General features: G+C 70.6%; 10 protein-coding genes and 1 tRNA gene. 9 read left to right on the plus strand and 2 right to left on the minus strand.

The features are described from left to right. The first annotated feature begins 1 nt into the window (after position 1). From ACZ5GH_RS08875 to ACZ5GH_RS08885, 3 genes are read left to right on the plus strand one after another with little or no spacing between them, the layout of a single operon-like run. Entirely contained in the window at positions 2–1,930 is a 1,929-nt protein-coding gene (locus ACZ5GH_RS08875) for a branched-chain amino acid ABC transporter permease (RefSeq protein ID WP_387749121.1), read from the plus strand. An 8-nt stretch (positions 1,931–1,938) separates the two neighbouring features. After that, a complete protein-coding gene (locus tag ACZ5GH_RS08880; protein ID WP_387749315.1) occupies positions 1,939–2,748 on the plus strand; it encodes an ABC transporter ATP-binding protein in 810 nt (269 codons plus the stop codon). Continuing rightward, positions 2,745–3,461, plus strand: a complete 717-nt coding sequence (locus ACZ5GH_RS08885) for an ABC transporter ATP-binding protein (protein WP_387749119.1) — start codon at positions 2,745–2,747, stop codon at positions 3,459–3,461. The genes ACZ5GH_RS08880 and ACZ5GH_RS08885 overlap by 4 nt, the downstream gene beginning before the upstream one ends. A gap of 57 nt (positions 3,462–3,518) precedes the next feature. Here ACZ5GH_RS08885 and ACZ5GH_RS08890 read toward each other — a convergent pair whose 3' ends face one another. Beyond that, a complete protein-coding gene (locus ACZ5GH_RS08890) occupies positions 3,519–4,133 on the minus strand; it encodes an ANTAR domain-containing response regulator (protein WP_387749312.1) in 615 nt (204 codons plus the stop codon). Between the two features lie 138 nt (positions 4,134–4,271). On the opposite strand from ACZ5GH_RS08890, the gene ACZ5GH_RS08895 reads away from it, so the two are divergent. Together ACZ5GH_RS08895 and ACZ5GH_RS08900 are read left to right on the plus strand one after the other, a co-directional pair. Continuing rightward, positions 4,272–4,346: transfer RNA gene (locus ACZ5GH_RS08895), tRNA-Leu, on the plus strand. 119 nt (positions 4,347–4,465) lie between these two features. Then, positions 4,466–5,251, plus strand: a complete 786-nt coding sequence (locus ACZ5GH_RS08900) for a helix-turn-helix domain-containing protein (protein ID WP_464333879.1) — start codon at positions 4,466–4,468, stop codon at positions 5,249–5,251. 44 nt (positions 5,252–5,295) lie between these two features. On the opposite strand, the gene pyk is transcribed toward ACZ5GH_RS08900, so the two are convergent. Beyond that, a complete protein-coding gene (pyk, locus tag ACZ5GH_RS08905; RefSeq protein WP_387749113.1) occupies positions 5,296–6,726 on the minus strand; it encodes a pyruvate kinase in 1,431 nt (476 codons plus the stop codon). A 324-nt stretch (positions 6,727–7,050) separates the two neighbouring features. On the opposite strand from pyk, the gene ACZ5GH_RS08910 reads away from it, so the two are divergent. The 4 genes from ACZ5GH_RS08910 (at position 7,051) to ACZ5GH_RS08925 (ending at position 12,556) form a co-directional block, all read left to right on the plus strand. Continuing rightward, a complete protein-coding gene (locus ACZ5GH_RS08910; protein ID WP_464333880.1) occupies positions 7,051–8,139 on the plus strand; it encodes a substrate-binding domain-containing protein in 1,089 nt (362 codons plus the stop codon). Positions 8,140–8,150: 11 nt separating this feature from the next. Then, complete coding sequence (locus ACZ5GH_RS08915) at positions 8,151–9,788, plus strand: VWA domain-containing protein (RefSeq protein ID WP_464336808.1); 1,638 nt, start codon at positions 8,151–8,153, stop codon at positions 9,786–9,788. After that, positions 9,775–10,440: a hypothetical protein gene (locus tag ACZ5GH_RS08920; protein WP_464333881.1), complete on the plus strand. Its 666-nt coding sequence runs from the start codon at positions 9,775–9,777 to the stop codon at positions 10,438–10,440. Before ACZ5GH_RS08915 ends, ACZ5GH_RS08920 begins: the two co-directional genes overlap by 14 nt. 280 nt (positions 10,441–10,720) lie before the next feature. Continuing rightward, positions 10,721–12,556: a bifunctional metallophosphatase/5'-nucleotidase gene (locus ACZ5GH_RS08925; protein ID WP_464333882.1), complete on the plus strand. Its 1,836-nt coding sequence runs from the start codon at positions 10,721–10,723 to the stop codon at positions 12,554–12,556. The last annotated feature ends 10 nt before the right edge of the window (positions 12,557–12,566 follow it).

Here is a 12,566-nt window from a genome sequence, read left to right on the forward strand (position 1 = left end):
CATGACCACCACCACCGAAACGACCCCGGTCATCCCGCTGCCGGCCCGCGCCGCCGCCGCCGTCACCGCACTCGGCGCCCTCGCCACCGCGGCCTCCGCCGCCATGTCCTGGACCTGGACCTCCGAGTTCCCCGGCGACCTCACCTACTACGGCTCCCCGGCCGGCCTCCAGTGGCTCGCCCTCGCCGCCGGCCTGCTCACCCTGGTCCTGCTGCTCGCCGGCCAGGGCGTCCCCGGCCTGCGCTGGGCCGCCCCCTCCCGCAGCCACAACGCCGTCCTGTACGCCGCCACCGGCGCCCTCACCGTCGCCGTCTACTCGGTCGCCGCCGTCTCCACCGAACTCGGCGGCCTCGCCAACCTCGAACCCGGCGGCTGGGTCCTCGCCGCCGGCGGCCTGATCAGCGTCCTCGGCGCCCTCGGCCTCCCGCTCGACCGCCGCACCGCCGTCCCGCTGCGGACCCTCGACAAACGCCTCTTCCTGCTCGTCCCGGTCGCCCCCGCCGCCTGGTTCGCCGCCCACGCCATCCCCGAGGACAAGCCCGTCGCCCCGGTCATGACCGCCCTCGCCGGCGGCCTCGCCATCGCCGCCGGCGCCGTCCTGCTGCTCCAGCTCGGCCACCTCGCCAACAGCACCATCCGACTGGGCCGGACCGACCGCCCGCTGCCCGCACCGCGCCCGCTCCCCTCCTGGCTCGAAGTGCTGCTGATCGTCCTCGCCTTCGGACTCGGACTGTTCGCGATCACCTTCGGCATCGACACCGAGTACGGCGAACTCTTCACCGGCTACCTGCTGTTCGTCGCCCTCGCCGTCCCCGCCCTGTCCAGGTCCGGCCTGCTCGCCCGGCTGCGCGCCCTGACCGTCAAGCACCGCCCGGTCACCACCGGCGCCGCCTTCGCCGCCGCCGCCAGCTTCCCGTTCACCCAGACCAGCGACCAGTACACCTCCGTCGCCACCAACATCCTGATCTTCGCCACCGTCGCCCTCGGCCTCAACATCGTCGTCGGCCTGGCCGGCCTGCTCGACCTCGGGTACGTCGCCTTCCTCGGCGTCGGCGCCTACGCCGCCGCCCTGGTCTCCGGCTCCCCCGCCTCCCCCATCCACGTCCAGTTCCCGTTCTGGGCCGCGATGCTCACCGGCGCCGTCGTCTCGATGGTCTTCGGCGTACTGATCGGCGCCCCCACCCTGCGGCTGCGCGGCGACTACCTCGCCATCGTCACCCTCGGGTTCGGCGAGATCTTCCGCATCACCATGCTCAACCTCAACGGCACCACCGGCCCCAAGGTCACCAACGGCTCCAACGGCATCCCGCGCATCCCCGACCTGCAGATCCTCGGCTTCGACCTCGGCAAACCGCACACCGTGCTCGGCGTCGAACTCGGCCGCTTCTCCAACTACTACCTGCTGATGCTCCTGGTCACCGCCCTGGTCGTGCTCGTCTTCGCCCGGGTCGGCAACTCCCGCATCGGCCGCGCCTGGGTCGCCATCCGCGAGGACGAGACCGCCGCCGAGGCCATGGGCATCAACGGCTTCCGGCTCAAGCTGCTCGCCTTCGCCCTCGGCGCCCTGCTCGCCGGCCTCGCCGGCACCGTCCAGGCCCACGTCAGCTACACCGTCACCCCCGACCAGTACACCTTCGCCGAGGCCCTCCCGCCGAACTCCGCCTTCCTGCTCGCCGCGGTCATCCTCGGCGGCATGGGCACCATCAGCGGCCCGCTGGCCGGCGCCACCCTCCTCTTCCTCATCCCGAAGAAGCTCGAGTTCCTCGCCGACTACCAGCTCCTCGCCTTCGGCGCCGCCCTCATCGTCCTGATGCGGGTGCGGCCCGAAGGACTCATCCCCAACCGGCGCCAGCAGCTGGAGTTCCACGAGGCCGCCGTCCCGGCCCAGGCCTCCGGCGAGCCGACCGCACTCACCAAGGCAGGGGCGTGACCGACCCGATGACCACCACCGCCGCACCCCTGCTCGAAGTCACCGGCGTCACCATGCGCTTCGGCGGCCTCACCGCGGTCAACGACGTCTCCCTGACCGTCGGAGAGGGCGAGATCATCGGTCTCATCGGCCCCAACGGCGCCGGCAAGACCACCTTCTTCAACTGCCTCACCGGCCTGTACGTCCCCACCGAGGGCGCCGTCCGCTACCGCGACACCCTGCTGCCGCCCAAGCCCCACCTGGTCACCCAGGCCGGCATCGCCCGCACCTTCCAGAACATCCGGCTGTTCGCCAACATGACCGTCCTGGAGAACGTCCTGGTCGGCCGGCACACCCGCACCAGGGAAGGCATCTTCTCCGCCATCCTGCGCGGCCCCGGCTACCACCGCGCCGAGGCCGAGAGCCGCGAGAAGGCCATGGAACTCCTGGCGTTCACCGGCCTCGCCGACAAGGCCGACCACCTCGCCCGCAACCTCCCGTACGGCGAGCAGCGCAAGCTGGAGATCGCCCGCGCCCTCGCCTCCGAACCCGGCCTGCTGCTGCTCGACGAACCCACCGCCGGCATGAACCCCCAGGAGACCCGGGCCGCCGAGGAACTCGTCTTCGCGATCCGCGACAAGGGGATCTCCGTCCTCGTCATCGAGCACGACATGCGCTTCATCTTCAACCTCTGCGACCGCACCGCGGTGCTCGTCCAGGGCCAGAAGATCGTCGAGGGCGACCGCGAGACCGTCCAGAACGACGAACGCGTCATCACCGCCTACCTCGGCGCCCCGCTCGAAGGCACCAGCCCCGCCGTTACGGAGTCCGACCAGTGACCGCACTTCTCGAAGTTCAGGACCTCCGCGTCGCCTACGGCAAGATCGAAGCCGTCAAGGGCATCAGCTTCACCGTCGCCCAGGGCGAGGTCACCACCCTCATCGGCACCAACGGCGCCGGCAAGACCACCACCCTGCGCACCCTGTCCGGCCTGCTCAAGCCCACCGCCGGACGGATCACCTTCGACGGCCAGGACCTCTCCACCGTCCCCGCCCACAAGATCGTCGCCCTCGGCCTCGCCCACTCCCCCGAGGGCCGGCACATCTTCCCCCGGATGACCATCGAGGAGAACCTCCTCCTCGGCGCCTTCCTGCGCACCGACGCGGCCGGCATCGCCGCGGACGTCGAACGGGCCTACGGCCTGTTCCCGATCCTCGGCGAACGCCGCCGCCAGGCCGCCGGAACGCTCTCCGGCGGCGAGCAGCAGATGCTCGCGATGGGACGGGCCCTGATGTCCCAGCCCAAGCTGCTCATGCTGGACGAGCCCTCGATGGGCCTCTCCCCGCTGATGATGCAGAAGATCATGTCCACCATCGTGGAGCTGAAGTCCTCCGGTACGACCATCCTCCTGGTCGAGCAGAACGCCCAGGCGGCGCTCTCGCTCTCCGACCAGGGCTACGTCATGGAGACCGGCCGCATCGTCCTCTCCGGGACGGGAGCCGACCTCCTGCACGACGAGTCCGTCCGCAAGGCCTACCTCGGCGAGGACTGACCCACGCCATGCAGAAGGGCCCGGCAGAAACGTTCTGCCGGGCCCTTCGTGCGCGCCCTACTCGGACTTGCCCTCTTCCGCCTTCTTGCGGTCCTGGGCCTCGCCCTCCTCGATGACCGCCTCGGCCACCGCCGCCATCGTCATCCGACGGTCCATCGACGTCTTCTGGATCCACCGGAAGGCCGCCGGCTCGTTCAGCCCGAACTTGGTCTGCAGCACGCCCTTCGCCCGGTCCACCAGCTTCCGGGTCTCCAACCGCTGGCTGAGATCCCCGATCTCCTTCTCCAGCGCCCGCATCTCCGCGTACCGGGAGACCGCCATCTCGATCGCCGGCACCAGGTCCGACTTCGAGAACGGCTTGACGATGTACGCCATCGCCCCGGCGTCGCGCGCCCGGTCCACCAGCTCCCGCTGCGAGAAGGCCGTCAGCATGAGCACGGGAGCCAGGTGCTTCTCGTGGATCTGCTCGGCGGCCGACAGCCCGTCCAGGACCGGCATCTTCACGTCGAAGATCGCCAGGTCCGGCTTCAGCTCCTCCACGAGCCGCACCGCAGTCTCCCCGTCCCCGGCCTCACCGACGACGGTGTACCCCTCCTCCTCCAGCATCTCCTTGAGGTCGAGGCGGATCAGCGCCTCGTCCTCGGCGATCACGATCCGGGTGATCTGGGGCATATCGGTCTCAAGCGGCTGCGCCTGCTCGTCGGCGGTGCTCACGTGGCTCCTAGTTCCGGCGGGGTACTGCATGCACGAGGGTACCTAGACACGGTATGTTTGAGTCAGTCGGTCGGAGCCTTGAGCTTCGATTCGTAGGCCCCGATAGCCCAATTGGCATGAGGCAATGGTCTCAAACACCATACAGTGTGGGTTCGAATCCCACTCGGGGCACTTTTCCTTCAAAACGAAGGCAATCGCCAGGCAGGCAGCGGTTGGCGATCTTCACTGGTTCGAGTGAAGTTTCGATCATTCGCCGGACCAACCGTGAGCATCCGCACACGCTCGGCCCCATGCACGAGTTCTCCGTTCGCGAACAAGCTGTCCATCTCCTGCGGCGTGGCGCCGGAACTGCTGACACGGCCCGTCGACTCGGCCTTCCCGTTGGCACGGTCTCCTGGTGGAAGCACCGAGATCTCGCCAAACGCGGCGAGCTCCCCGGCCGCAAGCACTCCACCTGCATGCACTGCGACGGCGACGACGTGAACCGCCCCGCGTACTCATACCTGCTCGGGCTCTACCTGGGCGACGGTCACATCAGCCACCCGAAGCAACATCGAGTTCCGAGCCTCTTCATCACCTGCGACGACAAGTGGCCCGGCATCATGGACGCCGTCGAGGCGGCGATGCGGCAGGTTCTGCCCGCCCTGACCCCTTGCAGGGTTCGGCGGGCCGGCTGCCACAACGTCAAGGTGTACTCGAAGCACCTTCCCTGCTACTTCCCCCAGCACGGCCCCGGCAAGAAGCACGAGCGCACCATAGCCCTGGAGTCCTGGCAGCAGGAGATCGTCGACGCCCACCCCTGGGAGTTCCTACGCGGCCTCATCCACTCGGACGGCACGCGGATCACCAACTGGACGACCCGCACCGTCGGCGGCGTCACGAAACGCTACGAGTACCCGAGGTACTTCTTCACCAACACCTCGACCGACATCATCGGCCTCTTCACCGCCACCCTCGACGCCGTCGGCGTCCAGTGGAAGGCGTCGATCCCCCGCCCCACCGGCCAGGTCAACATCTCAGTCGCCCGCAAGGACTCCGTCGCCCTCATGGACGCCCACATCGGCCCCAAGTACTGACGGCGGCGCGCCCCCTGGACGGGGCCGCGCCGCCGAGGTGTCGCTCAGGCGTCCAACGTCCCCACGTGGTGGACGCGGACGAGGTTGGTGGAGCCGGCCAGGCCGGGCGGGGAGCCGGCCGTGATGACGACGATGTCGCCCTTCTGGCAGCGGCCGAGCGACAGCAGCGCCGCGTCGACCTGTTCGACCATCTGGTCCGTCGTCGGGGCGAACGGGCCGAGGAAGGTCTCCACGCCCCAGGTGAGGGCGAGTTGGGAGCGGACGGCCGGTTCGTAGGTGAAGGCGAGCACCGGGATGGGTGAGCGGTAGCGGGTGAGCCGGCGGGCGGTGTCGCCGGACTGGGTGAAGGCGATCAGGTACTTGGCGTGCAGGAAGTCGCCGATCTCGGCGGCCGCGCGGGCGACGGCGCCGCCCTGGGTCCGCGGCTTGCTGCCGGTGGTCAGCGGCGGCAGTCCGGCCGCCAGGATGTCGTTCTCGGCGGCCTCGACGATCCGGGCCATGGTCTTGACCGTCTCGACCGGGTACTTGCCGACCGAGGTCTCCCCGGAGAGCATCACCGCGTCGGTGCCGTCCAGGACGGCGTTGGCGACGTCGGAGGCCTCGGCGCGGGTCGGGCGGGAGGTGTTGATCATCGAGTCGAGCATCTGGGTCGCCACGATGACCGGCTTGGCGTTGCGGCGGGCGAGCTTGATGGCGCGCTTCTGGACCAGCGGGACCTGTTCGAGGGGCATCTCCACGCCCAGGTCGCCGCGGGCCACCATGATCCCGTCGAAGGCGTCGACGACGGACTCCAGGTTGTCCACCGCCTGCGGCTTCTCGATCTTGGCGATGACCGGGACGCGCCGCCCCTCCTCCGCCATGATCCGGTGGACGTCCTCGATGTCGCGCCCGCTGCGGACGAAGGAGAGCGCGACGAGGTCGGCGCCGGTCCGCAGCGCCCACCGCAGGTCGGCGACGTCCTTGTCGCTGAGCGCGGGGACGGAGACGGCGACGCCGGGGAGGTTGAGGCCCTTGTGGTCGGAGACGAGGCCGCCCTCGATGACCAGGCACCGCACGTGCGGCCCGTCGACGGCGACGACCTCCAGGGTGACCCGGCCGTCGTCGACCAGGATCCGCTCGCCGCGGCCGACGTCGCCGGCGAGCCCGGAGTAGGTGGTTCCGCAGCGGTCCTTGTCCCCCACGACGCCGTTGTCGGTGGAGATGGTGAACTCGTCGCCGCGTTCGAGAAGTACGGGCCCGTGGGCGAAGGTGTCGAGCCGGATCTTCGGGCCTTGAAGGTCGACGAGGACGCCGACGCTGCGGCCGGTCTCGTCGGCGGCCTTGCGGACGCGGCGGTAGCGTTCCTCGTGCTCGGTGTGCGAGCCGTGACTGAGGTTCAGTCGGGCGATGTCCATCCCGGCGTCGACCAGGGACTTGATCTGGTCGTACGAGTCGGTGGCGGGCCCGAGGGTACAGACGATTTTTGCTCGGCGCATAGTGCTGAGACTAGGCATTACCGGCGCGTAACCACGACGCGGGTCCGTACTGCGGGATGACCGTTGCCCCAAGGCGAGTTGAACAATCTGACACACCCTCGGACCACTGTACGAGCGCCCCGCGCCACACCCGTCCCGCGCTCCTCCCGTACGCCTCCCGCGCCGCCCCCCGATGCGATTCCGTGAAGGGGTGTTCACCTCCGGTTCACCGCCGCTTCCGTCCCCGCTCCCCGCCCGGCGGGACGCTCGTCACCCACGGGTGACTGCCCGGGCTCGCCGGGCGACCACCCGGACGAAGTAGCGGACGAGGGGGAAGCGTTCGGCATGAAACGCGCACTGGGCGTGGTGGCGGCCCTGGCCCTGCTGGGCGGGGTGGCCTATGCACTGATCCCCCCGGAGAAGGGCTCCGGCCTGGTCACGGTCACCGGCCTGATCGGGTCGGAGAAACGTGACTTCTTCGACAACCCGGACGTCAAGGCCGAGTTGAAGAAGCAGGGCCTGGTGGTCAAGGCGGAACCGACCGGCTCCTGGACGATGGACGACCAGGCGAGGAACACCCCGAACCTGGACTTCGCCTTCCCGGCGAGCAGCGCGCCGGCGCTGGCCATCCAGCGGGACTGGGCGCAGAAGGACTCGCCGCGGGTGCAGTTCTACTCCCCGCTGGTGATCGTCACCCACCAGCCGGTGGCGGAGGTGCTGAAGTCCAACGACCTTGCCGGTGTGAACGATTCGGGTGTCTGGACGTTCAACATGGACAAGTACGTGGAGGCCCTGAAGCAGGGCGGCCGGCAGTGGGAGACGCTGACGGACGCGTCCCGGCACCCGGAGCTGACCGGCACGATGTACGTGTCCACCACGGATCCGGAGAGCTCCTCCTCGGGTGCCCTGTACCTGGCGATCCTGTCCTACCTCGCGAACGGCAAGAAGGTGGTGTCCGACGACGCGGGCCTGAACGCCGTCAAGGGCGTCGTGTACGACGCGAACCGGTTCCAGGGGCTGCAGAAGGTCAGCAGTGACGGGCCGTTCCGGGAGTTCGGCGCGGGGGTCAACACGATGGTCTTCGCGTACGAGTCGCAGGCCGCCGCCCTGCCGATCCAGGGCAAGCAGATCGGCGACATGGTGGTGATGTACCCGTCCACCACGATCAAGACGGACCACACCCTGGTGGCCAGGACGCCGGGCGGCCAGAAGCTGGCCGACGCGCTGGTGAACAGCCCCGAGCTGCGCAGGCTGGAGGCCAGGTTCGGCCTGCACCCGGACGCCGAGCCGGACCTCTTCTGGAACGAGGTGAAGGGGAAGCTGCCGAAGTTCGTCCCCGACGTGCGGGCCGCGGGGCTGGCCCTGGCCCCGGTGCCCTCGCTGGAGTACATGAAGAAGCTGACCACCGCGGCGAAGACCGGGAGCGTGAAGTGAACCTCCGTACCATGTGCCGCGGCCGGCTCGTCGTGGCCGTGACGGCCGCGCTCGCGGCGGTGACCGCCTGCACCTCCGGCGGCGGAAAGGCCGGCCCCGACCCCAGCGGCCCGCCCGCCGAGACGGCCCGTGCCGGGGTGCTGCGGGTCCTGGCCGGCAGTGAACTCCAGGACCTGGCACCGGTGCTGGAGGAGGCCCGGAAGGCCACCGGGGTGACCGTGCAGTTCTCCTGGACGGGTTCCCTGGACGGCGCGGACACCGTCTCCTCGGGGCGGGCCGACGGCAGGTACGACGCCGTGTGGTTCCCCTCCAACCAGTACCTGCGGCTCGATCCGGCCGGCCGGTCCAAGGTGGTGTCCGAGACTCCGGTGATGGTCTCGCCGGTGGCGGTCGGGGTGCGGTCCTCGTCGCTGGGCGAACTCGGCTGGGGCGACGGCTCCAAGGTCAGCTGGGCGCAGGTCGGGGACGCGGCGGCGGCCGGGAAGCTGCCGTACGGGATGGCCGACCCGTCCCGGTCCAACTCGGGCTTCTCCACCCTCGTCGCAGTGGCCTCGGCCTTCTCCGGCGCGGGTGCGGCGCTGACCGACGCGGACGTGCAGAAGGCCAGCCCGCAGTTGAAGCAGTTCTTCAAGGGCCAGAAGCTGACCTCCGGTTCGTCCGGCTGGCTGGCGCAGGCGTACACCCGGGCCGAGTCGGGCGTGGTGGGCGCGCTGGTGAACTACGAGTCGGTGCTGCTGTCGCTGAACAGGACGCTGCCGCCGCAGCAGCAGCTGACGGTGGTGCGGCCGGTGGACGGCGTGGTGTCGGCGGACTACCCGCTGTCGCTGATGGCCTCCGCCGCGCCGGACCAGCGCGACGCCTTCCAGCGGCTGACCTCGTACCTGCTCAAGGAGGACGTGCAGAGGCGCATCTCCGAGACCACGCTGCGCCGTCCCGCGACGGCGGGCGTCGCCCCGGCCGCCGGGCTGCCGACCGACCGCCGCAGGGAGCTGCCGTTCCCGGGCACCAGGGCGGTCGCGGACGGCCTGCTGGGCGCGTACCAGAACGAGCTGCGCCGCCCGTCCCGGACGGTGTACGTGCTGGACACCTCGGGGTCGATGGAGGGCCCGCGGATCTCCGCGCTGAAGCGCGCGCTGGGCCGGCTGACCGGGGCGGACGACACCCGCGGGGTGCGGCGCTTCCGGGACCGCGAGGAGATCACCCTGCTGTCCTTCGCCTCCTCGGTGAAGTGGACCAGGACGCACGTGGTGCCGGCCACCGGTAGCCAGCCGGGCCCGCAGGCGGAGCTGGCGTCGATCGACGCGGACGTGCAGTCGCTGGCCGCCTCGGGCGGGACGGCGGTGTACTCCTCGCTGGAGGAGGCGTACCGGGTGATCGAGCGCCAGCAGGCGGCGGCCGGCGACGACCGGTTCACCTCGATCGTGCTGATGACGGACGGGGAGAGCAACGCCGGTGCGTCGGACGGCGACTTCAGGCGCTTCCACGAGGCGCTGCCGGCCGGGGAGAAGTCGATCCCGGTGTTCCCGATCAAGTTCGGGGAGGCGGCGGTGGGCCAGCTCCAGGGGATCGCGGACCTGAGCGGCGGCAAGCTGTTCGACGGGACGGGCTCGCTGGACGGGGTGTTCGAGGAGATCCGTGGCTACCAGTGACGGGTTCGGCTCCCGGGTGCTGCGCTACCTGGAGTCGGCCCGGAACCTGGTCGGCTGCGCGGGGGGCGCGGCCGGTCTGGGGCTGCACTTCGCCGGGCTGGGCGGGGCCTGGTGGCCGGCGGTGGTGGCCGGGCTGTACGGGGCGGGCGCGCTGCTGACGCCCGCCCCGGGGCCGCGCCGGGGGTCGCCGACGGCGCTGGGCGGGGGCGGGGTCCCCGGGTCGCGGCTGCCGGAGCGCGGGGAACCGTCGGGCGGAGGCCCGGTCGGCGGGGGCCCGGTCGTTGGGGGCCCGGTCGTTGGGGGCCCGGCCCGCCGGGCGCCGGCACCGCCGCCGGTAACGCCGGCCCATCAGCCGCCGGAGCGCGAGGCGCCGGAGCCGGTCCCCGCGCCCGACCCGGAGCTGGTGGCGCTGGCCGCCTACCTGGAGACGGTGCCGCTGCCGCCCTCGGCGGGGGTGGACGCCCTGCTGGCGGCGCTGCGCGCGGCCGGCCCGGGCCCGGTGGCGGACCGGATCGTCCGGCACCGGCTGCCGGTCGCGGTGGCCGGCTACCTGCGGGCGCGGACCTGGCGGCCGTGGGCCGGGCCGGACGACCCGGATCCGGCGCTCCACCTGGGCCGCGAGGTCGACCGGCTGGCGGCGGAGCTGTCCTGACCGGCCGCCGGCCCCGGGGCCTGTGTCCGGACTCGCGTCGTTCGCCCCGCCGAGCGGGTCCGGGGACCGGCCCCACCACCCCGACCTCGCCGTTCCCGTCACGAACGAGTCGCCAAGATCTCACCTCTCGGACAGGTCGGGGGGCTATTCAGCGCACCGGATCGCACGGCACACTTCTACGCGCGTCCCTCTACGCGCGTCGACGCGTGCACGCACACTTTTGCCAACGAATGCCAGTTGACGGTGGATCCGCCGTCGTCCCCACTCGGGAGAGTCGTCCATGCCCCTGAACCGCCGTGACTTCGTCACCCGGTCCGCCGCCACCGCCGCCGGCGCCGCCCTGGCCGGTGGCGCCACCCTGGCCGCCGCCCCCTCCGCCGCGGCCGCCCAGCCGGACACGGCGGCCGCCAAGGGCGGGCAGCGCCAGCCGCACAAGCAGGCCTTCACCGTCATGGGCACCACCGACCTGCACGGCCGGGTGCTCAACTGGGACTACTTCACGGACGCGGAGTACACCGACAAGGGCCACAACGCGGTCGGCCTCGCCAAGATCTCCACCCTGGCCAACCAGGTGCGCGAGGAGAAGGGCTGGAACCGCTGCCTGCTGATCGACTCCGGTGACACCATCCAGGGCACCCAGCTGTCCTACTACTACGCCCGGGTCGAGTCGATCGACACCGAGGCCGACACCGTTCCGGACCACCCGATGGCCGTCGCCATGAACCTCATGGAGTACGACGCCGCGGCGCTCGGCAACCACGAGTTCAACTACGGCATCCCGCTGCTGAAGGCCTACCAGGACCAGCTGGAGTTCCCGCTGCTGGGCGCCAACGCGCTGAACGCGAAGAACGAGAAGCCCGCCTTCAAGCCGTACGTGATCAAGGAGCTGCGCCTGGGCGGCGGCCGTCCGGTGAAGGTCGGCATCCTCGGCCTCACCAACCCGGGCATCGCGATCTGGGACAAGGCCAACGTCAGCGGGAAGATGGTGTTCCCGGGCATCGTCGAGACCGCCGCCACCTGGGTGCCGCGGATGAAGGCGGCGGGCGCGGACGTCGTCGTGGTCTCCTCGCACTCGGGCTGCGACGAGGCCACCACCTGGGGCGACCAGCTGCCCTGGGCCGAGAACGCCTCGGTCGCCCTGGCGGAGACCGTCCCGGACATCGACGCGGTGCTGGTGGGCCACGCCCACAAGGAGGTCCCGCAGCGCCTGGTCGTCAACAAGAAGACCGGCCGCACGGTCGTGCTCTCCGAGCCGCTCTGCTACGGCCAGCGGCTGACCTGCTTCGACTTCGAGGTCGAGTTCGCGGCCGGCGCCTGGACGGTCTCCTCGGTCTCGGCCCGGCTGCTGAACTCCAACACGGTCCCGGAGAACCCGGAGATCACCAACGCGATCGCCGAGCAGCACAAGAAGGTCGTCGCGTACGTCAACCAGCAGATCGGCACCAGCAAGATCGAGCTGTCGATCGCCGACGCCCGCTTCAAGGCGACCCCGATCATCGACCTGATCGGCAAGGTCCAGGCCGACGCCGTCAAGGCCGCGCTGGCGGGCGGGCAGTACGCCAACCTCCCGGTGCTGGCCCAGGCCGCCCCGTTCAACCGCACCGCGGTGATCCCGTCCGGCCAGGTCAAGCTGCGCGACGCCGCGGGCCTCTACATCTACGAGAACACCCTGGAGGCGCGCATCCTGACGGGCGCCCAGCTCAAGGACTACCTCGAGTACTCGGTGAAGTACTACAACCAGCTCGCCCCGGGCGCCCCGGTCGACAAGGAGGCCCTGACGGGCGCCGAGGCCACCCCGGACTACAACTACGACTCGGTCTACGGCCTGAGCTACGACATCGACATCGCCCAGCCGAAGGGCTCGCGGATCGTCAACCTGTCCTTCCAGGGCAAGCCGATCGACCCGGCCGCCGAGTTCGTCCTCGCCGTCAACAACTACCGCGCCAACGGCGGCGGCAACTTCCCGCACGTCGCCAAGGCCAAGACGGTCTGGTCGGACTCCGACGAGATCCGCAACACCATGATCGCCTGGGTGAAGGCCAAGGGTGTCATCGACCCCGCCGACTTCTTCACCGACTCCTGGCGCCTCGTCCGCGCCGGCCAGCCGGTCTTCTGACCCGTACCGC

This window comes from Kitasatospora sp. Xyl93, assembly GCF_055383135.1.

What these genes read in the sequence shown, in the direction of transcription:
- ACZ5GH_RS08890 (WP_387749312.1), bottom strand. Translation starts at nt 4,133, where the DNA reads ATGCCCCAGATCACCCGGATCGTGATCGCCGAGGACGAGGCGCTGATC.
- ACZ5GH_RS08875 (WP_387749121.1), top strand. Translation starts at nt 2, where the DNA reads ATGACCACCACCACCGAAACGACCCCGGTCATCCCGCTGCCGGCCCGC.
- ACZ5GH_RS08900 (WP_464333879.1), top strand. Translation starts at nt 4,466, where the DNA reads ATGCACGAGTTCTCCGTTCGCGAACAAGCTGTCCATCTCCTGCGGCGT.
- ACZ5GH_RS08910 (WP_464333880.1), top strand. Translation starts at nt 7,051, where the DNA reads ATGAAACGCGCACTGGGCGTGGTGGCGGCCCTGGCCCTGCTGGGCGGG.
- ACZ5GH_RS08915 (WP_464336808.1), top strand. Translation starts at nt 8,151, where the DNA reads ATGTGCCGCGGCCGGCTCGTCGTGGCCGTGACGGCCGCGCTCGCGGCG.
- ACZ5GH_RS08880 (WP_387749315.1), top strand. Translation starts at nt 1,939, where the DNA reads ATGACCACCACCGCCGCACCCCTGCTCGAAGTCACCGGCGTCACCATG.
- pyk (WP_387749113.1), bottom strand. Translation starts at nt 6,726, where the DNA reads ATGCGCCGAGCAAAAATCGTCTGTACCCTCGGGCCCGCCACCGACTCG.
- ACZ5GH_RS08925 (WP_464333882.1), top strand. Translation starts at nt 10,721, where the DNA reads ATGCCCCTGAACCGCCGTGACTTCGTCACCCGGTCCGCCGCCACCGCC.